We start from the raw sequence: 20424 nt of genomic DNA, 5'->3' as shown, positions 1-20424 counted from the left end.
GTATGGGAGCGAGGACGCGTGCAACAGGCCTGTTTAAGGCCATAAATAAGGATGCCAGGCATTGGCAGATCCTTGCGCTTTCCGGCCTGTTCTTAATGTCCCTGACGACCAGCGATTTTGGCGCGCGCCCCTTAGCATTGCTAGCGGCGGTGATGGGCGCGATGTTTGCCCAAGCGGCTGGCACGGTCTGGATCAATGCCAGAAAAGAGTGGCGCCGAGCCGGATCAGGCTCGTATTGGCGCGGCTCTAGTCTTGTCGCCGGCTTTGTGGGCTGGTTTGCAGGCTTTCAGTGGAAATCGGCGCTGATCACGTCGCTGTCACTGTCTATCCTGTTGCGAGCAAACTCCCTCTGGTTCTGGCTTGCGGCTGGGTTTGTTGGCATTTCGCTGAAATTCCTGCTGCGGTATCGCGGAAAACACATTTTCAATCCCGCTTGTATTGGCATCGTCATTGTTAGTCTCATGAGCGGTAGCGCGGCCTGGGTATCCCCTGGCCAGTGGGGGCAGGCGCCCATCTTTGCTGCCTTTGCGATCGGCTTTGCGGCGCTAGTGCTCTCCAGCGCAAAACGGCTCGACATCGCCCTGGGCTTTTTGGTTGGGTTCGCGGCAATGCTCTTCGGGCGTGCGCTTTATCTCGGCGATCCAATGGCGATCCCGATCCATCAATTGCAATCAGGCGCTTTGCTCGTATTTGCATTCTTCATGATCACTGACCCGCGTTCGACCCCAGACTCGCGCCTCGGCCGGTTGATCTTCGCGTTCGCCGTTGCTGCTTTCGCGGCCTGGCTGAGCTGGGAATACCATATTCGCGGGGCGATGCTGTACGCGCTGGCGAGCCTGGCGCTTCTTTCACCGATTTTAGACCGTCTGCTTCCGGCACGGCGGTTTGAATGGACATCCACAAAGGGACCTCAAAATGAACCTCAAACACCTCGCGGGGGCGTGCGCCCTCGGCCTCACATCGTTCGCGCTTAGCGCGCCCAGCGCAGCAGCCTTTTGCGGGTTCTATGTCGCGAAAGCCGACACGGACCTGTTCAATGACGCTTCGAAAGTCGTGCTGGTGCGTGATGATGAGCGCACCGTGATCACGATGGCCTCAGATTACCGTGGCGAGGCCAGCGAATTCGCCATGGTTATTCCGGTAGTCGACGTGCCGGAGCGCGAGCAAATCAATGTTGCAAACCCCGGCTTGGTCGATCATCTTGATGAATATACGGCGCCTCGGCTGGTTGAGTATTATGACGAAAATCCCTGCGACATGGCGCGCTATCGCAAAGACATGGTCGCGATGTCTGCGCCGCCGCCGGTCGCCATGATGGAATCATCGGAACTGGCGGCCGAAGATCTCGGTGTGACCATCGAAGCGGAATATGAAGTCGGCGAGTATGACATTCTCATTCTCTCCGCCGAAGAAAGCGACGGCCTCATCACTTGGCTCAACCAAGAAAATTATCGCATTCCCGATGGCGCCGAAGAAGTGGTCGGGGCTTATTTGCGGCGCGGGATGAAATTCTTCGTCGCGAAGGTCAATCTCGAGCGCCATAGTGGCTCGTCTGTACTTCGTCCGATCCAAGTTGCGTATGAAGATGAGAATTTCATGCTGCCCATCCGGCTCGGGACGGTGAATGCGGAAGGCAAACAAGAATTATTCGTCTTTGCCATCACCCGCGAAGGCCGGGTTGAGACCACCAATTATAAGACGGTGAAATTGCCCTCAGACATGGACGTTCCAATCTTCGTCAAAGACGAGTTTGGCGAGTTTTACAAAGCCATGTTCGAGCACCAGACCGAAAAAGAAAACGGCAAAGCGGTGTTCATGGAATATGCCTGGGACATGTCCTGGTGCGACCCGTGCGCGGCAAATCCATTGTCAGCTTCTGAACTGCGTGAGCTGGGCGTGATGTGGCTCGATGAAGCGCCGCAAACAGGTATTCGGCCGATGCCGCGTCCTGGATTTGGCGGGCCGCAGCCGGTCGACGCCTTCGTGACCCGCTTGCACGTCCGTTATGACGGTCAAACCTTCCCGGAAGATTTGAACTTCCAAGTCACCGGCGATCGCGAGAATTATCAGGGACGTTACGTCCTCCGCCATCCTTGGCGTGGCGACTATGGTCAGTGTGAAGCAGCAGGCCAGTATGCCGAAACCCTGGTCGAGCGCTGGGATACGGAAGCCGATAGCCTGGCCAAATTGACCGGCTGGGAGCTCGATGAGATCAAGCAAAAAATGGCGGATGGCGGCTTTTCGGCGGCATCCGTCGGCATCACCACGCCAAAACCAAAACGCAAATGGTGGCAGCGCCTTTGGGGTAATTAATAACCGATTTTCAGCGTTTTAACTGGAATTCGCGACGTTTTGAGTGCTTATGGTAGGCATTTCGTAAAGTCTCTCATGTAAATCAATTTACAAAGGGACGTTGGAATGCTGACACGCCGCGCACTTCTGTTTGGAGCGCCGCGCTCGGAAACGGGCGAGGCGATCTCCGATTTGCGTTATTCAGAAGATGGCGCGGCGGCGATTGAATATGGTTTGATCGCCAGCTTAATCGCTGTGATCACAATTGGCGCGCTCAACCGTGTCGGTCGAAAATCCAAGCGAAACTTGAATTGCGTCAAACGTGCGGTGAAAGGGCGCGATGCCTCGAGGTTCTGCAAACGTCGCGGCGCTTAGCGCTGACAAGTGCTACAGAAAAAGCTTGATCGCCCTGATTGTACGATCCGTTTGATGGCGCTGCCGCACGTGTCGCAAGGCGCATTTTCGCGATCATAGACCGAAAAGTGTTTCTGAAAGTAGCCAAGCTCTCCGCTGGCACTGGCAAAATCCGATATTGACGATCCGCCGGCTGCGATCGCTTCGGCGATTACATCATTGATGGCAGGCGCTAGGCGCTCATTGCGTTTGCCAACCACACTCGCTGCTTTGCGCCTGGGGCTGATGCCTGATCGGAAGAGCGCCTCACAGACATAAATATTGCCGAGGCCTGCAACCACCGCCTGATCGAGCAAAGCCGCTTTGATCGGGGCGGCTTTGCCAGCCAGTGTGTCATCAAGATAAGCGGCATTGAAATGATTGGAGAGCGGCTCTGGCCCCAAATCTTTGATCCGCGGATAATTGGCGAGATCATCGGTCGGCCAAAGCTCCATAAACCCGAACCGTCTTGGGTCATTGTAGGTCACCGTTGCGCCGCCCAGCATGTGGAAGACGACATGGTCATGCGCCGGATTGGTACCGGGGTCGTGGTGGAACTCCGCCGTGGCATCGCTGTTCACCGTGTAGCGGCCCGACATGCCGAGATGCATGATGAGCGCTTCACCGGTCGACAATTCGGTAACCAAGAATTTCGCGCGGCGGCCCATGCGGGTGATCTTTGCGCCTTCAACCCGGTCTTTGAACCTGTCGGGAAACGGGAACCGCAAATTCGGGCGATTCACCTCGAGCCGCTCAATGATCTTTCCTTCCATGGCTGGCGAGAGACCACGGCGCACAGTTTCGACTTCGGGCAATTCAGGCATAGTTCGCAGGTACTCTCCGGAGACACTCAGAGCAAGAAAAGATGCTGACAACGGTTGTCATGACACGAAAGTTCCCGGGTCAGGCACCAATAAGTTTGACGCCGGATTGGTGCGAAGAATAATCTGACGGGAGGAATAATTTGAGAAAACGAAGTTCTATGAAGCCATGACCGCACCGAAACCGCAAAAGAGAAGCGAAAAGCTCGAAGTTCGTTTAACGCCCAATGAAAAACAGGCGCTTCAGTTAGAGGCCCGGGCGACGAAGACTTCGGTCAGCGACCTGGTTAGGCTGATCCTGAATGAGCATATTCGAACACAACCAACTTTGCGTCGGGCTGTTCAGTCTTTTCGAGGGCATCCGAGAAAATTTCTAAGTGGATCGGTCGCGATGATCTCCGCACTCGCAGCCTATTTGGTTGTGCTTCCTTTAGCACACACTGAGAAGCTAACTGTCGAAATGCTGGGAAAACTCGAGGGCGGAACAGCCCCGGAACCGCTCACGGTGCATCGATTTACGTCGCGATTGGAACTTGAAACTGACGGTACGGGCAAACTCGTCCTGTCTAATGATCATCGGCCATTAAAATTTCCAGGCCTCGGCACCGTGCCGACGAGTATAGAGATTCGAGTTTTAAAGCCCGCAGAATACCAAATGCCGAACGGGCCGCCTATGTACTATCTCTCGATGAAGCTCATCGAGCAAACAGGTGACGAATTCCAGGTCGCAGCGACACCATCGCTAGTCATGGCGGAAAACTCATTGGGGAATATCGAGTTCGGCGCCGAGTCTGGCATTCAATACACAATTTCCGCAAAAATCGACGCTGATTGAGGGTTAATCCCCGTGCAGCGCTGGCGCGAGGCTGTCAAAGACGCGGACGCTTTCCCAATTCTCGTTGAATTCTTCGATGAATTGGAGGTGCGGCTCGGTGACTTGATACGCATCCTGGGCCGCGGTGTTCTCAAACACAATGGTCAGAGCGACGTCGAAGTTGAGATCGTTGACCTCGCGCTGATAGTCGGTGTGGCGGGCGCCGGCTGAGAAATAGACGATGCCGTCATGTGGCGCGAGATATTCGTAACAGCCATCGACCAAGGCCTGCACAGAAGCGGCGTCATCATTCTTGAGGTCAAAGAAAACAGAATGCGTCAGCAAAGGCGCTTTGGTCTCGTCTGCCAAAGCTGGGCCGGCTGTCATCGCCATCAAGCCAAGTAACATTGCTACGCGCATTTCTGATCCTCCAAAAACCATGTCTGACCCGTCTACGCATCTGCGCGGAAAGGTCAAACCAGGTTTGAGAGGGGACGGCGTTAGACTGTCACTACGACTTTGCCGAGGGCTTTGCGGTCGATTAGGTATTGGATCGCTTCGCCGCCACGTTCGAGCGGGAAGGTCTCTGAAACATGCGGCTTGATTTTGCCCTCTTGGTACATCGCGAACATCTCTGCCAGGTTCTTCTGATTGGCGGCCGGATCGCGTGCTACGGCCGCGCCCCAGAAGACGCCGCGCACATCGCACGATTTTAGCAGGGTCAGATTGAGCGGCAGTTTTGGGATTCCAGCGGGGAAGCCAATCACCAGGAAGCGGCCTTCCCAATTCATCGCGCGGACGGCGGGCTCAGCATAATTGCCGCCAACGCCGTCATAAATGATATCGACGCCGCCGCCGCTGACTTCTTTGATTTGGTTTGAGAAGGCTTTCTGTTGGGCGCGGTCAAGGTCGCCCTTCTCATAGACCAGGCCTTTATCTGCGCCTTTGGAGAGGCAGAAATCGACTTTTTCTTGCGTCGAGCAGGCGGCAATCACTTCCAGGCCCATGGCTTTGCCAAGCTCAACCGCCGCGATGCCCACGCCGCCAGCCGCGCCGAGGACGAGTAATTTCTCGCCTGGCTTTGGATCAGCACGATCCTTCAGCGCGTAGTAAGAGGTGCCATAGGTCATGACGAAAGCCGCGGCCTCATCGAATGGAACACTGTCCGGGATTGGAATGCAGCGGCCCGCTTCGAGGGCCATTTCTTCGCGCATACCGCCCCAACCACATGATCCGATGACCCGCTGTCCAACTTGCAGATGTGTAACGCCTTCGCCGACGGATTTGACCACGCCTGAGACTTCACCGCCGGGGCTGAAGGGGCGTTCCGGTTTGAACTGATAGAGATCTTGAATGATCAGGGTGTCCGGGAAGTTCACGCCGATAGCTTTGACGTCGATGACGACCTCGCCCTTACCGGGGGTTGGGCTTTCAAACTCTTCCAGAACCAAAGTTTCTGTGCCGCCTGGGGCTTTCGAGAGCAGGGCTTTCATCAGGTGTTTCCTCATCTCTTTCGTTGACGTCAGCTTCGTAGCCATGGCAACCGGCGCTGTGAAGGTCTGACGTAGCGGAGATGTGCGCTTGGCAAAAATCGTGATGTTCTGGATTCTGGTCGGGGGGCTCGGTTTTGCTTTTGCCCTCGCCGTTCAGATGCGCATGATGATCGCGCTCGTCTTGCGGCGCGCCTTGAAAGCCTGGCGCCCGGTTTTTGAGGATCGCACCAAGGCCAATCGCGCTGTGATCCTAGCGGCGAGCCCCGCCCCGCTAGAAGATCACACGGATCCGGACATCAATGATGCGGCGGAGCATTTGCGGGCCACTTATCCCAACCCGCTCGCGCATCTTGGAACCGCGCGTCGGTATAGTCTGCTGACCCCGATCTTGCTGGTCGTGGTTTTAGGGCTCGGCCGTGCTGTCTTAGGAGTGATCTGATGAAAGGCTATTTCGCGATTGGCGCAGAAGGCATTTCGAAACCGATGAATCTCGGCGCACTGATGCGCACAGCCAACGCGTTTGGCGCGAGCTTTGTGTTTTCTGTTCAAGCAGCGGATCGAACCAAGATCGCCAATCTGTCAGACACGTCGCGCACCTTTAAGAATGTGCCTTATTATGCTTGGGACTCGATGGATGAGATGGTGTTTCCAAAGGGCTGCCAGCTGGTCGGCATTGAACTGACCGACGACGCCGTTGAGTTGCCAGAGTTTAAACATCCTCGCATGGCGGCCTATGTGCTTGGCCCTGAACGCGGCAGCCTGTCACCGGCAATGGTCGAAAAATGCGTTCATGTGGTGAAGATCCCGACCAAGTTTTGCATCAATGTCAGCCTGGCCGGAGCGTTAGTGATGTACGACCGGGTCCGCAGCATGGGCGCTTGGCGGGACCGTCCGATTATGCCGGGCGGACCTAAGGCTTAAAATTCCGAGCCGGTCTATGCCGAAAGCGCGGCCAGACTTGCTCCGAATCCTGCCATTGCCACCAAGGACAGGAACAGACTGAGCGCCGCGATGGCGATCGCAGAACGGGTTGAAGTTCCAAACCCGTGCTTGGAAAAACTGAATATCTGCCAAGGTAGGATGACAAAGAAGGCTAGCACGACGCTCGCAACGATGACGTTTGCCCGGTAGTCTTCATGCTGGAGATATTCCGAAGACATGCCGACCGGGATCACCAAAACGAACAGGGTAGAGAGGCTGTACAGACCAGCTGCAATGGTTTGCGCCAGGTCGGCTGGTTTTCGGGCGATCATATGCGCGAGCTTTATGATCACCCCTAGCAAGAGCGCGGCAAAATATAGCGGTAGCGACAGGATGATGGAGCGCCAGAGGTTTCCATCTGCCACTGCGGACCGAATGCCCGACCCGCCGGTGCTACTGGTCTCGGCGGTCGATATGGCGACAATGTCTCTGAACACGTAGCCGAACGCCAATAGAAGCAAGATCGAGAACACAAAAGTTATGCCAGGGCCGAGTTTTAACCCTGAGCGCGCGTCTGGTTCTTTTCCTTTTAATAGCGGGACCAGTTCTTTGGGCCGAAAGACCAAGTAGAAATAGGTTGGCACAATGGCGAGACAGACCAGGCCAAAGCTTATGATCGCGCGATCGATGTTGCCGACCAGGTTTTTCTCTTCAAGATCAATATCGCTGGGATCCACAACCGCCCTCCTTGCGCGCTTCTTCTGTCGCAACGGCTCGCAGAAGACAAGATGCGGTCAGGATAGCGGTCGCAACAGCCGAGCTGTTAGCTTAGATGCCGCTCTGGACGGTTCGCATGAGGCGCTTGAGGTCACCGCTTTTGACTTGATGCTGCATCTCGCCCAAGAGACGAGATTTGGTGTCTGCTGGAAGACCGTTCACCGCGGCCAGCAGGTCGACACCGAGACCGCAAAAGTTCATCGTCATGGCGGCGCGTTTTTGCTCTGCTTCCGACTTTCCTTGCAATTGCATCAGGCGCGTGACTTGAGGATTGCCCATCAATCGCATCATCGTGTTTTGCAGAGCCATTTGGTCGCCTGAGGTCAAACGGTCGTATTTTTGCGGATTATCGCGGCCGCTTTCAATCGCCTCCAGTGTCATGACATTGAAGCGTAACGCCCATTCATAAGCGGCAGTTTCATATTCGAACAGGCGGGTCATTTCAGTCGCGACGTCCTGCGGGTCCATATGTTCGAACTGGAGGTAATGGGCGGGCCGGCAATATTTCGGCGCTTTGCTAGACAGCGTGGAAAGCCCCTGTTGCGACATGCGCAGCATTTTGTCGAAATGTTTCACATCGGCGCGCAGCAGATATTTATAATCATCCTCGAGCTCAGTTCCGTAAGCTGCGAGCACCAAAGCGGCGAGTTGATTATTGTCTGCCCCAGATGAAATCGCATCTTCCGCTTTTGCTTGCAGGCGATCCGCGATTTTCGGCTTCACGCGATGCAAGGCGGCAAGATAATTCAAGGTGGCGGGATCATTGAGAGCTTGGGTCAGCGGCGTATCAGGCACGCTTGCGCCGTTGATCGGGCTTTTCGATCCGCTTGGCCACAGTACGATCGCGGTGAATAGCGCAATTGCAAGACCAGCGACCACAATCACATAAAGGTTGCCGGTTGAATTGCTCGAATTGTAGCGCAACATTGAAAAGCCCCATCTATTAGAGGCTTTCAAAATCGCAAACTTGTTTTGAGATCGGGTTATCGAACTCGCTTTAATTCTTAGCCCGACCCCAAGATTGGGTTTAGAATGACCTAGCTCGCAAAGAGCGGCGCGCTCGGCGAGAATACGACTAGGAATAGGGAAATTGCGGTCACACCTGTAAACAGGAGGGTGAGGCTGCGGGTGAAAAAGTGCTCGTTGTTCATCGTCTTGCTTTCATGGTTTGGCAATCTAGCCATTGTTTTTCGTTAACGAGCAGATGGGGAAGGGTGTCCGAGATAAACACTGTTTATCGCGAATAGGGGCTATGCGTGATTTGAATAGAGCAAATCAGCGGATCAGACCGGCGTCTTTCGCTTTGCCGCGATAACTGCGCGAAACCGGAACTTCGGTGCCCGAGGGCAGGACGAGCAGGCTGCGCCCATCAACGCGCTTTTCGTCTGTGATGCCTGCCTTCGCGACCCACCAAGACCGATGGACTTGCAGACCGTCTGCGCCGCTGAGTTCGCGAACCGCATCGGCCAAACGCATCAGGATCAGCTCTTCACCTAGGCTCGTATGGACACGCAAATAGTGATCTTCTGAAGAGATGGCGTGCAGATCGGCGGTCCGAAACTTAACCGGTAATCGTTCCAGAAAACTCGCAACCGGATCGCTCGAGGGTTCAACAGACGCGTTCTGTGCTTTCAATACATCCCAGACATAAGCGCCCGTCGTGACGATCAGAGAAATCACCAGAACGTACGCATATTGCATCAGATATTTCGATGGACTCCACGGATCGATGCTGAAGAAGATCAAAAGGGTCAGCGTCACAGGAATCGAGATCAGGGCCGAGGCGATGCCGATTTTAAAAATCGCCGGAACCTGCTCGAACCTTGACCCCCAAATGAAAGGCGCGATGAGGACTGACGTTCCCGCACCCACGGCCATAGTCGACGTCCAGAATATGAACCGCTGATAGAATGGCAGCCATCCGGTATTGTAGACGCCGAGCCAGGCGAAGATCAGCCCGAGCCCAATAACCACAGCGCAAAAGCGGATAATGTCATTCGCGATACGCAAACTGCCGGGCCCCTTTATTCACGTTTCGCGAATGACAATGGCTGCATTTCGCGAAGGATTCCAGTCCTCAGACGTAGAACGCGATGCCGGCATTTCCAATCCCTGTCATGTCTTCCCTCACAGCAGGCAAATCTGCTCGTCGAGACCCAAAACGGAGACACATTATGAACCGCACCGCTTCTATTGCTGCCCTGATTGCCACCAGCCTCATCGCAACCCCGCTCGCGATGGCTTCAGACTTAACGGTCAATGTTGAAGGCATTGCGCAGAGCCAAGGGTCGATCATGCTCGGCCTGTTTGATGAGGCGACCTATGATGGCGACGGCGCTGTAAATGGCGCCAATCTAAAAGTCGAAGGGGGCAGCGTCACCGTCACTTTTGAAGGCCTGGAGCCCGGCGAATATGCCGTGCGTCTTTATCATGACGTCAATGATGATGGCGAAATGAACACCAATCCGTTCGGCATGCCAACGGAGCCCTATGCGTTTTCGAACGATGCCAAAGGCCGGTTTGGTCCGGCCAAGTGGGAGGCCGCCAAGTTCACGGTCTCGGCAGACGGCACCGTCCACACAATCACAATGAACTAATCGCCAGCACAGCTCAAACTGGAGGATCTACGCATGCAACTTTCACGTCGTCATTTCTTAGAAGCCGGGATCGGCGCAGGTTTTGCCGGTGCCATTGGCGCAGGTGTGGGCTTCCAAGCTGCGGCTGAAACGAAAAACATGCCGGCTTGGCATTTGGGCTACCAAAACGCGCCTGCAAGCGGGTTTGAGCCATCCCCGATGAAGCTCGTCTTCGGCAAAGCACCGAGCGATCTCAAAGGCAGCCTCTATCGAAATGGTCCGGCGCAGCTAAGCTATGGCGACGAGTATGCGAGCCATTGGTTTGATGGCGATGGACTGATCCACCGGATTGCGATTGAAGATGGCCAAGCGGTCCACCAGGCGCGCTTTGTTGAGACGCGTAAGCGCCGCGAAGAACAAGCCGCGCAGGCTTTTCTGGCGCCTGGATTCGGCACGATCGGCGATGAAAGCTATTCGGTCCAAAGCCCCGACGATACCAATGCTGCGAACACATCTGTGCTGGTGGTGAATGGCGAGCTCTTGGCGCTTTGGGAAGCGGGCTCTGCCTTCTCGATGGATGCCGAAACGCTGGAAACAAACGGTCCCAAAACCTGGCGCGATGATCTGAAAGACATGCCTTTTCTGGCCCATCCAAAAGTTGAGCCAGATGGCCGAGTTTGGAACCTTGCGGTTGGCGGCCCTCGCGTTGGGATCTACCGCATCGGCTCGAATGGGGCGCTCGAAGATTTCGGGATGGTGGACATTGGCCGTGCGGCCTACATCCATGACTGGACGATGAGCGAGCGCCATTTGATCATCCTGGTGCAGCCATGGATTAATGAAAATTTACGCCCCCCAGTGGTCGCCGGGTTTGAATGGCAGCCTCAGCATGGCCTGCAAATGCTGATCGTCGACAAAGACGATTTCTCTAATCAACGCTGGGTCCAGGCGTCTCCGCGTATGTTCTACCATACCGGATCGGCTTGGGAGGAGAGCGACGGCACGATCAAATTTGATGCTGCCTTCTACAAAGAACCAGTGCTCGGCGTTGGTGGCGGCACCGCAGAGATTCGAGGTGAGTGGAGTGCAGAATACTTCGCTGAAGAAGGGATCCTCACCCTGGTTGAGATCCCGCCGCAAGGCGATGCGAAGCTCATTGAGACCGGAATTGTCGGCGAGTTTCCGCAAGTCGACCCGCGCTATCGCGGCAAGCATCGCAACTTGGTCGCCTTAGCGGGCGGCGCGTCGGCGAACCGTCCAGGGGCGACGGCCCTGACAGTCCACAATTGGACGAGTGGCGAGACCCAGTCCTTTGAGTTCGGTAACAACCGCATGGTCGAAGAGTTTCTGTTCGTCCCGAAACAGGGCGGACACTCCGACCTCGATGCTTGGCTGGTCGGTCCGGTCCTGAACATCAAGGCCGGCACGCGCGAGATCTGTGTGTTTGATGCGGCGAATGTCAGTAATGGACCCGTCTGTATCTGGCAGGCCGACTATGCCTGGCCGCTCGGCTTCCATGGCACTTGGGCGTGAGGAGAGAGAAAATGACTATAAAAACAGCGTTTCCTCCGACACTCTCTCCTCGCGCCCTTGTCAGCTCCATTCCAGGATGGGGCTGGCAACTGGGCGGAGCATTCGTGATCTATCTGGTCGTGAGCTATTTCATTCTCGCGGCCTATCCGGAGGCTGAACCGCATCTGCGCATCGATTTCACGCCGCTGCTTGAGGCGCCCTTGCAGATTCAAATCCACGTCGCTGGGGCATTGAGCGCGTTTTCCATCGGGCTCGTTTTACTCTTGGCGCCCAAAGGATTTGGGTTCCACAAGACCTTGGGTTGGTCTTGGATTGCCGCTATGGTGGTGACGGCGGTGTCGTCCTTTTTCATCACCGGCATTTTTGAGAATGCCGATAGCCCGATCCACGCGCTTTCGGCTTGGACTTTAATAGGGCTCCCTTTTGGGGTCGCAGCGATCCGAAAGCGCGATGTGCAAAAGCATCGCCACACCATGACCGGCATGTATGTCGGGGCGATGGCGATTGCGGGACTGTTCACCTTCCTGCCTGGGCGTTTGATGTGGAGCCTATTTGTCGGCACTTAATCGCCGGTCCGCCTGTTACAATCCTGTCGCGTTTGCTGCATAAGAAAACAAGACTGATTCTGGACAGGAGATGGGCAATGAAGCGAGTGTTTTTGGCAGGGGCGGCTCTGCTCGCGATCACAGCGTGTACAACACCAACCGGCGGCATCAGCCTGTTTACCCCAGACCCAGACACTGCAGAAGATGCGCTCGACCTGTATTACGATACGATCCCAGACAGCGCCTTGCCCAAAGCGCCCGCCGGGATGTCGCTGCCAGCGGATGATGCGGTGATCTCCAAAATCTTGCTCGCCTCTTGTTTGGATGAAGAAAAAGGGCCGTCCGCTGCGATGATGAGCCTCCCTGCCGAAGAGGCGGATCTATTCCTGATGGTCGGCGACAATGTCTATGGTGATCGCGATGGCCGGGCTTATGTCGCCAATCAGCCTGATCTCGATGAATTAAAAGAATCATTTGCCGATCTTGCGGCGCGGGAAGACTTCCAGAAGGTTCGGCAAAGCGTTCCGATGATGGTGTCTTGGGATGACCATGATTATGGCGCCAACGACGCGGGCAGTGAGTTTCCTTTCCGCCGCATGGCAGAGCGGGTCCATGAAGTGTTTTGGGGGCTCGAAGACGAAGATGTTGGGCAATGGCCCGGCACTTATTATGCGCGCTCGTTCGGTCCAGAAGGCCAGCGCACCCAAGTGATCATGCTCGATACACGTTTTTTCCGTTCAGCGCTGACGCCGACGGATGAGTGGGGCGCGAAAGGCAAAGAGCGCTACCTTCCGGCGCCAGATGGCAGCATGCAGGATATGCTTGGCGCGGCGCAATGGACGTGGCTCGAAAACCAGCTTCAGCAACCTGCCGATATTCGACTGATCGCGACGTCGATCCAAGTCATGCCCACGGTGCATGGCTGGGAGGCGTGGTCGACCATGCCAGAGGAGCGTCAGCGGTTGTTTGATCTGGTCAAAAAGACCGAAGCGGCTGGCGTGGTGTTCTTATCCGGCGATCGCCATACTGCCTTCATCTACGAAGAGGATGGGATCCTTCCTTATCAAGCCAATGAGTTGACCGCGTCTTCTTTGAACGTCGCGTTTGCGTCCGAGTCGAGCGAGATGGATGCGAGGCAAGTGGGCGCCGGATATGCGCCAGAAAACTATGGCACAGTCGAGATCGACTGGGAGTCGAAAGCGCTAACGCTCAAGGTCAAAGACAATTCTGGCGCAACCGTTCGAGAGAATGCCATCAGTTTTGCAGATATTGGTGTAAACTAAGCATCTAACACTCGCTATGCGAGTAAGCGGGGTGGCCTGGGTTTCTTGAGCATACCCAGGCTCGCGATTTCCAGTTGTAAGCGGTTGTCACAGCAAATGGCGATGCTATAAGGCGCGCGACTTTTGGGGATGCAATTGCGTGTCCCTGTCTGCTGCAAAAGGCTGAAACCCTCATGAATATTCACGAATACCAAGCCAAGGCCGTCCTGAAAGAATTCGGCGCGCCGGTGGCTGAAGGCGTCCCGATTCTCACCCTCGACGATGTGCAAACCGCCATCGACACTTTGCCGGGACCGCTTTGGGTTGTGAAAAGCCAAATCCACGCGGGTGGACGCGGTAAAGGGAAATTCATTGAAGCTGCTGCTGGCGAAAAAGGCGGCGTGCGTCTGGCTTTCTCTAAAGAAGAAGTGATGGAGCACGCCAAAGCGATGCTCGGCAATCACTTGGTGACGGCGCAAACCAGCGCTGAAGGCAAGCAGGTTAATCGCCTTTATGTTGAAGACGGCGCAGACATCGCGTCTGAGCTTTATCTTTCTTTGCTGGTTGATCGCGAAACCGGTCGTCCTGCATTCGTCGCCTCAACCGAAGGCGGCATGGACATTGAGGCGGTCGCGCACGACACGCCGGAAAAAATCCTGACGCTGCCGATTGATCCTGCGACAGGCGTTACCGAGGCCGCTGCGGCGCAGCTTTGCGATGCGCTTGCTCTGGATGGCGCCGCGCGCGAAGACGGCATGAAGTTGTTCCCGATCCTTTATAAAGCCTTCACCGACAAAGACATGTCGATGCTTGAGATCAATCCATTGATTGTCATGGAGAATGGCAACCTTCGCGTGCTCGACGCGAAAGTCAGCTTCGACGGCAACGCGCTGTTCCGCCACCCAGACATTATGGAACTCCGCGACACCACCGAAGAAGACGAAAAAGAAATCGAAGCGTCTGAATGGGATCTCGCTTATATCGCGCTCGATGGCACAATTGGCTGTATGGTCAACGGTGCCGGACTGGCGATGGCGACGATGGACATCATCAAATTGTACGGCGAAGAGCCGGCCAACTTCTGTGATGTCGGCGGCGGCGCGAATGCTGAGAAAGTCGCCGCGGCATTCAAGATCATTATGAAAGACCCAGCGGTTAAGGGCATTCTGGTCAATATCTTTGGCGGCATCATGAAATGTGACGTCATCGCCGAAGGCGTGATCCAGGCCGTGAAAGAGACATCTCTCGCTGTCCCGCTCGTGGTTCGCCTAGAGGGCACGAATGTTGAGAAAGGCAAAGAGATCCTGGCCAAGTCTGGCATGAACATCATCCCAGCTGACGATCTCGACGATGCCGCCCAGAAAATTGTTGCAGCCGTGAAAGGCGCGTAAGATCCATGTCCATTCTTATCGATTCAAACACAAAAGTTATCGTTCAGGGCCTTACAGGTAAAACCGGCTCTTTCCACACCAACCAAGCGCTCGACTATTTCGGCACGCAAATGGTGGCTGGCACGCATCCGCGCAAAGCGGGCGAGACTTGGACCGCTGACAATGGCGCCTCATTGCCGATCTATGCGAACGCCGCCGATGCAAAAGACGCCACCGGCGCTGACGCAACTGTGATCTATGTGCCGCCAGCCGGCGCGGCTGCTGCGATCGAAGAAGCGATTGATGCTGAGATCCCGCTGATCGTTTGTATCACGGAAGGTGTTCCAGTGCTCGACATGGTCGGCGTCAAAGCCAAGCTTGAAAAGTCGAATTCTCGCCTGATCGGACCAAACTGCCCGGGTCTGTTGACCCCAGAAGCCTGTAAGATCGGCATTATGCCCGGCAAGATCTTCAAGAAAGGCTCAGTCGGCGTTGTCTCACGCTCAGGTACGCTGACCTATGAAGCGGTTTACCAGACCTCTGTTGAAGGCCTTGGTCAGACCTCTGCTGTCGGGATTGGCGGCGACCCGGTCAAAGGCACCGAGTTTATCGACGTGCTAGAAATGTTCCTTGCAGATGACGAGACAGAAAGCATCGTCATGATTGGTGAAATTGGCGGTTCCGCAGAAGAAGAAGCCGCGCAATTCCTGATCGATGAGGCCAAGAAAGGCCGCAAGAAGCCGATGGTGGGCTTCATCGCGGGCCGGACAGCGCCAAAAGGCCGAACCATGGGACACGCTGGTGCGATTGTTTCGGGCGGAAAAGGCGACGCTGAGTCCAAAATCGCAGCTATGGAAGCGGCCGGAATCAAAGTATCTCCAAGTCCTGCCCGTTTGGGCACGACGATGGTCGAGGTATTAAAAGGTTAACACGCCGCACTATATAACAAGGCAAAGGGCGGCCAGACGAGGCCATTTTTGACCCCGCCGGGCCGTCCAGAATGAGGACGGTATTACATGGCAGACGACGGATCCCCGGTCGATGGCGGTCGCAGCGCGCAAAACGCTGCGATGCTAGATACTTTGTTTTTGTATGGGGGAAGCGCGGTCTGGATCGAACAGATGCAGGCCCAATATGCCGCGAACCCAAATTCGGTTCCTGAAAGCTGGCGCGCCTTTTTTGAAGAGGTCGGCGATGGCAGCGCAGACGCAGCCCGCAATGCCGACGGCGCGAGCTGGAAACGCACGCAGTGGCCAAAACCTGCATCGCCGGAAGAAACCGCAGCCTTTGACGGCAATTGGACATTGCTTGAGCCCAAGCTCGAGAAAAAAATAAAATCCTCTGCGCCTGCGGCCTCAGAAACCGATATCGCCCAAGCAGTGAAAGACTCTGTGCGGGCCTTGATGATGATCCGTGCCTATCGGATGCGTGGTCACTTGCAGGCGGTGCTCGATCCGCTGGGCCTCGAAAAGCCGGACTATCAGCCCGAGCTCGACCCAAAGAGCTATGGTTTTGAAGACGCAGACCTTGATCGCGATATCTTTATCGATGGGGTCTTGGGTCTAGAACACGCGACCGTACGCCAGATCCTGGACATTGTGCGGCGGACGTATTGCTCCACTATGGGCATCGAGTTCCAGCACATTTCTGACCCGGAAGAAAAAGGCTGGCTTCAGGAACGGATTGAAGGGCCCGACAAGGGCGTCGCGTTTACGCCGGAAGGCAAGAAAGCGATCCTGTCCAAACTGATTGAAGCTGAGACATTCGAACGCTTCCTCCACAAGCGCTACCCGGGCACTAAACGGTTTGGTCTTGATGGCGGTGAGGCAGCCGTCCCGGCGCTTGAGCAAATTATCAAGCGCGGCGGCGCGCTCGGCGTGGACGAGATCGTCGTCGGCATGCCCCACCGCGGGCGCCTCAACATGCTCGCTGCCGTTATGGGCAAAGATTACGAGAAAATCTTCCATGAATTTATGGGCGGTTCGACCCAAGGCGCGGGCGAGTTTGGCTCAGGCGATGTAAAATACCATCTCGGCGCGTCCTCTGATCGGGTGTTTGATGGCAATCAAGTGCACCTGACCATGAACGCGAACCCCTCCCACCTTGAGGCCGTCGATCCGGTTGTTCTGGGACGGACCCGGGCCAAGCAATTCATGCAATATGAGGATAGCGGAGACCTCGACCGGTCTAAAAAGCTACCGCTACTGCTGCATGGCGACGCGGCCTTTGCGGGGCAGGGCGTTGTGGCGGAGTGTTTTGCGCTATCTGGCCTGCAAGGCTACCGCACCGGCGGCACGATCCATTTTATCATCAACAATCAGATCGGCTTCACGACGAGCCCGATGTATTCACGCTCGTCACCTTACCCGTCTGATGTCGCACTTATGGTGCAGGCGCCAATTTTCCACGTGAACGGCGATGATCCAGAAGCAGTTGTGTATGCAGCGAAAGTTGCAACGGAGTATCGACAGAAATTTGGCAAGGACGTTGTCATCGACATGTTCTGTTATCGCCGATTTGGACACAATGAGGGCGACGAGCCCATGTTCACCCAGCCGGTCATGTACACGACCATCAAATCGCATAAATCAACCCGTGAGCTTTACGGTGAACGCCTCGTTTCCGAGGGCCTGCTGACGGCCGAAGCTGTCGATGCTGAAGTCAAAGCGTTCGAAGCCTTTTTGGACAAAGCGTTTGAAGAGGGCAAAACGGTCAAAACCAGCAAAGCCGATTGGCTTGAAGGCGAATGGGAAGGGCTTGGTCTGCCCGAAGATGATGACCGCCGCGGCAAAACCGGCGTATCCAAAGCAAAGCTTAAAGAGCTCGGTGAAAAAATCACCACGGTGCCGGATGGCATCAATATTCACCGCACGCTTGGCCGGGTCGTCAAAGGCCGCGCCGATGCGATCGCAGCCGGAAAAGGCCTAGACTGGGCGACGGCCGAACATTTGGCCTTTGCAACTTTGCTAGATGACGGCTTTCATGTCCGCCTGTCAGGCCAGGATTGTGGCCGCGGGACCTTCTCGCAACGCCACAGCCATATGGTCGACCAAAATACCGGTGAACGCTACACCGCGCTCAACCATTTGCGCGACGGCCAAGCCGAATATGAAGTGATCGATTCCCTGCTCTCAGAGGAAGCAGTGCTTGGCTATGAATATGGCTACTCGCTCGCCAATCCGAACGCCCTGGTCATGTGGGAAGCGCAGTTTGGCGACTTCTCCAACGGCGCCCAGGTCTTCTTTGATCAGTTTATCTCGTCTGCAGAGCGGAAATGGCTACGTATGTCGGGTCTGACCATGCTGTTACCACATGGCTATGAGGGCCAAGGGCCTGAGCACTCTTCAGCGCGGCTTGAGCGGTTCTTGCAAATGTGCGCCGAAGACAATTGGCAAATCTGTAATCTAACCACGCCTGCGAACTATTTCCATGCGCTGCGCCGGCAAATCCATCGCGATTTCCGTAAACCGCTGGTGATCATGACGCCAAAATCCCTGCTCCGCCATAAACTCGCGACCAGCAGCTTTGATGACATGAACACCAAGTCGTCTTTCCACCGCGTACTGTGGGATGATGCGGAGACGCCAGGCCGTCAAGGCAAGGTGAAACTCGTCGATGATGAGAAGATCCGTCGCGTCGTCGCCTGCTCTGGTAAAGTCTATTATGACTTGTTCGAAGCCCGCGAAGAAAGCGGTGCCGACGATATTTATTTGCTGCGCGTGGAACAATTCTACCCGGTTCCGCGTAAAGCTCTTATGGACGAATTAAAACGCTTCCCTCAGGCGGAACTGGTTTGGTGCCAGGAAGAGCCGCGGAATATGGGCGGCTGGACATTTATTCGTGACGAGCTGGAATGGGCTGCGAACCATATTGGAAGTCAGCATCCACGTCCTAAATATACAGGGCGCCCACCCGCTGCCGCAACGGCGACGGGCTTGCTTTCAACCCACAATCGAGAGAAAGATGCTTTCATCTCAGCCGCCCTCGGCGACAAGCCTGTAGAAGACAGTCTGGTCACTTAACCCAAACAAGAACAAGACGAAGACAGAGACCAAATATGACCGATATCGTAGTCCCAACATTGGGCGAAAGCGTTACCGAAGCGACGGTTGGAAAATGGCTGAAATCTGCCGGAGACGCGGTCGCGAAGGATGATGTCCTTGTCGAACTGGAAACCGACAAAGTGGCGGTAGAAGTGTCCGCTGAATCCGCCGGGACCTTGAGCGAAATTGTTGCCAGCGAAGGTGATACGGTTGAGATTGGCGCGCTCCTAGGACGCCTTGGTGGCGCCAATGGTGCGGCGGCTTCAGCCCCAGCGGCAGCGCCAGCCGCTGCCCCAGAGCCCGCTGCCGCGCCGGCGGCAAGCTCGGGCGGTGCGAGCGTTGATGTCACAGTGCCCAGCATGGGCGAGAGCGTTGCTGAAGGCACAATTGCAAGCTTCCTCAAACAAGTTGGCGAGGCCGTTTCGAAAGACGAAACCATCGCCGAGATCGAGACCGACAAAGTTGCCCTTGAAGTGCCAGCGAGCGCCGATGGTGTGATCGCCGAATGGCTGGTTGCTGAAGGTGATGGCGTAACGCCAGGTACTGTGATTGCCCGCATTTCAGCTGGCGCCAGTGCAAGTGCTGCCGCGCCTGCTGCTGCGGCGCCTGCGCCAGCGGCCCCCGCTGCCCCTGCTGCAACCGGCGATCGCCCTGTCGCGCCGTCTGTTCGCCGGATCTCCGCGGAAGCAGGCGTTAATCCGGCAGATATTCCTGGAACCGGCCGCGATGGCCGCGCCACAAAGGCCGATGCACTTGCTTATGTAAACACGCCGAAGGCGGCATCTGCGCCAGCAGAAGCGAAACCCCCGCGCGACATTGGTCCGCGGGAAGAGCGTGTCCGGATGACCCGACTTCGTCAGACGATCGCCCGCCGTTTGAAAGAGGCTCAAGATACAGCTGCGATGCTGACCACATTCAACGATGTGGACATGAGCGCGGTGATGGGACTGCGAAAAGCCTATAAAGACGCCTTCTTCGAAAAGCACGGCGTCAAGCTCGGCTTTATGGGCTTCTTCACGAAAGCGGTCGTCTCTGCGTTGAAAGAAATCCCTGCTGTGAACGCCGAGATTGATGGCACCGACATTATCTACAAGAACCACTATGATATCGGTATGGCGGTTGGCACCGAGCGCGGTCTCGTGGTTCCGGTTCTGCGGGATTGCGATGAGCTTTCATTGGCCGGGATCGAAGCCGAGCTTGGCAATGTTGCGAAGAAAGCTCGCGATGGCACGCTGTCGATTGCTGACATGCAAGGCGGTACGTTTACGATCACCAATGGCGGCGTCTACGGCTCGCTGATGTCGACTCCAATTTTGAACCCGCCGCAATCTGGCGTGCTTGGCATGCACCGGATTGAACAGCGCCCGGTCGTTGTTGATGGACAGGTTGTGATCCGGCCGATGATGTATCTTGCTCTGTCTTACGACCACCGTATCGTTGATGGCAAAGAGGCGGTGACTTTCTTGGTCCGCGTTAAAGAAGCGCTTGAAGATCCAGAGCGGTTATTGCTCGACGTCTAGCGCGCCTGATACCCAATTCCGCAAACGCCTCGCCTCATGTGCGGGGCGTTTTCGTTTCTGAGAT

At 55.8% G+C, this 20424-nt stretch carries 20 protein-coding genes; 14 read left to right on the top strand and 6 right to left on the bottom strand.

Features of this window, described 5'->3' with window-relative positions; translation table 11 throughout:
• The first annotated feature begins 95 nt into the window (after positions 1-95).
• The 3 genes from MY069_RS06660 to MY069_RS06650 all read left to right on the top strand — a co-directional run bounded on the left by MY069_RS06660 (position 96) and on the right by MY069_RS06650 (position 2667).
• On the top strand, positions 96-974 hold the full coding sequence (locus MY069_RS06660) for an RnfABCDGE type electron transport complex subunit D (RefSeq protein WP_482796290.1): 879 nt from the start codon (positions 96-98) through the stop codon (positions 972-974).
• On the top strand, positions 916-2313 hold the full coding sequence (locus tag MY069_RS06655; RefSeq protein WP_482796289.1) for a DUF2330 domain-containing protein: 1398 nt from the start codon (positions 916-918) through the stop codon (positions 2311-2313). Before MY069_RS06660 ends, MY069_RS06655 begins: the two co-directional genes overlap by 59 nt.
• 105 nt (positions 2314-2418) lie before the next feature.
• Positions 2419-2667, top strand: coding sequence for a Flp family type IVb pilin (locus MY069_RS06650; RefSeq protein WP_482796288.1), 249 nt, complete (start codon positions 2419-2421; stop codon positions 2665-2667).
• On the opposite strand, the gene mutM is transcribed toward MY069_RS06650, so the two are convergent.
• On the bottom strand, positions 2664-3509 hold the full coding sequence (mutM, locus tag MY069_RS06645) for a bifunctional DNA-formamidopyrimidine glycosylase/DNA-(apurinic or apyrimidinic site) lyase (protein WP_482796287.1): 846 nt from the start codon (positions 3507-3509) through the stop codon (positions 2664-2666). The two genes, MY069_RS06650 and mutM, sit on opposite strands and share 4 nt — an antisense overlap.
• 166 nt (positions 3510-3675) lie before the next feature.
• Between mutM and MY069_RS06640 the strand changes: the two genes are divergently transcribed.
• Complete coding sequence (locus MY069_RS06640) at positions 3676-4341, top strand: plasmid mobilization protein (protein ID WP_482796286.1); 666 nt, start codon at positions 3676-3678, stop codon at positions 4339-4341.
• A 3-nt stretch (positions 4342-4344) separates the two neighbouring features.
• Here the strand turns inward: MY069_RS06640 and MY069_RS06635 are convergent, their stop codons facing one another.
• Together MY069_RS06635 and MY069_RS06630 are read right to left on the bottom strand one after the other, a co-directional pair.
• Positions 4345-4740, bottom strand: a complete 396-nt coding sequence (locus MY069_RS06635; protein WP_482796285.1) for a Dabb family protein — start codon at positions 4738-4740, stop codon at positions 4345-4347.
• An 80-nt stretch (positions 4741-4820) separates the two neighbouring features.
• Entirely contained in the window at positions 4821-5813 is a 993-nt protein-coding gene (locus tag MY069_RS06630) for an NADPH:quinone oxidoreductase family protein (protein ID WP_482796284.1), read from the bottom strand.
• 88 nt (positions 5814-5901) lie between these two features.
• On the opposite strand from MY069_RS06630, the gene MY069_RS06625 reads away from it, so the two are divergent.
• Positions 5902-6252 (top strand): hypothetical protein, encoded by a 351-nt coding sequence (locus MY069_RS06625; RefSeq protein WP_482796283.1) that lies wholly within the window; start codon positions 5902-5904, stop codon positions 6250-6252.
• A complete protein-coding gene (locus MY069_RS06620) occupies positions 6252-6734 on the top strand; it encodes an RNA methyltransferase (RefSeq protein ID WP_482796282.1) in 483 nt (160 codons plus the stop codon). The genes MY069_RS06625 and MY069_RS06620 overlap by 1 nt, the downstream gene beginning before the upstream one ends.
• Positions 6735-6748: 14 nt before the next feature.
• Here the strand turns inward: MY069_RS06620 and MY069_RS06615 are convergent, their stop codons facing one another.
• From MY069_RS06615 to MY069_RS06605, 3 genes are all read right to left on the bottom strand, one after another.
• Positions 6749-7471, bottom strand: coding sequence for a hypothetical protein (locus tag MY069_RS06615; RefSeq protein ID WP_482796281.1), 723 nt, complete (start codon positions 7469-7471; stop codon positions 6749-6751).
• Between the two features lie 91 nt (positions 7472-7562).
• A complete protein-coding gene (locus tag MY069_RS06610) occupies positions 7563-8438 on the bottom strand; it encodes a hypothetical protein (protein ID WP_482796280.1) in 876 nt (291 codons plus the stop codon).
• A gap of 348 nt (positions 8439-8786) precedes the next feature.
• The gene (locus tag MY069_RS06605) at positions 8787-9521 is read right to left on the bottom strand and encodes a LytTR family DNA-binding domain-containing protein (protein WP_482796279.1); all 735 of its coding nucleotides are present in this window, start codon (positions 9519-9521) and stop codon (positions 8787-8789) included.
• Positions 9522-9685: 164 nt separating this feature from the next.
• Between MY069_RS06605 and MY069_RS06600 the strand changes: the two genes are divergently transcribed.
• The 8 genes from MY069_RS06600 to odhB all read left to right on the top strand — a co-directional run bounded on the left by MY069_RS06600 (position 9686) and on the right by odhB (position 20360).
• Complete coding sequence (locus MY069_RS06600) at positions 9686-10108, top strand: DUF2141 domain-containing protein (RefSeq protein ID WP_482796278.1); 423 nt, start codon at positions 9686-9688, stop codon at positions 10106-10108.
• 33 nt (positions 10109-10141) lie between these two features.
• Positions 10142-11620 carry a carotenoid oxygenase family protein gene (locus tag MY069_RS06595; protein WP_482796277.1) on the top strand — a complete coding sequence of 493 codons (1479 nt, stop codon included), beginning with the start codon at positions 10142-10144 and terminating at the stop codon, positions 11618-11620.
• Positions 11621-11631: 11 nt separating this feature from the next.
• Positions 11632-12186: a DUF2306 domain-containing protein gene (locus MY069_RS06590; protein WP_482796276.1), complete on the top strand. Its 555-nt coding sequence runs from the start codon at positions 11632-11634 to the stop codon at positions 12184-12186.
• Positions 12187-12263: 77 nt separating this feature from the next.
• Positions 12264-13448, top strand: a complete 1185-nt coding sequence (locus MY069_RS06585) for an alkaline phosphatase D family protein (protein WP_482796275.1) — start codon at positions 12264-12266, stop codon at positions 13446-13448.
• A 173-nt stretch (positions 13449-13621) separates the two neighbouring features.
• Complete coding sequence (sucC, locus tag MY069_RS06580) at positions 13622-14818, top strand: ADP-forming succinate--CoA ligase subunit beta (RefSeq protein ID WP_482796274.1); 1197 nt, start codon at positions 13622-13624, stop codon at positions 14816-14818.
• A gap of 5 nt (positions 14819-14823) precedes the next feature.
• Entirely contained in the window at positions 14824-15726 is a 903-nt protein-coding gene (gene sucD / locus MY069_RS06575) for a succinate--CoA ligase subunit alpha (RefSeq protein ID WP_482796273.1), read from the top strand.
• 87 nt (positions 15727-15813) lie between these two features.
• Positions 15814-18819: a 2-oxoglutarate dehydrogenase E1 component gene (locus MY069_RS06570; protein ID WP_482796272.1), complete on the top strand. Its 3006-nt coding sequence runs from the start codon at positions 15814-15816 to the stop codon at positions 18817-18819.
• A gap of 35 nt (positions 18820-18854) precedes the next feature.
• Entirely contained in the window at positions 18855-20360 is a 1506-nt protein-coding gene (gene odhB, locus MY069_RS06565; protein WP_482796271.1) for a 2-oxoglutarate dehydrogenase complex dihydrolipoyllysine-residue succinyltransferase, read from the top strand.
• The last annotated feature ends 64 nt before the right edge of the window (positions 20361-20424 follow it).

The organism is Hyphomonas sp. ske169 (assembly GCF_056850855.1).
The sequence above is the reverse complement of the archived record's forward strand: the minus strand, read 5'-3'. Positions and strand labels throughout refer to the sequence as shown.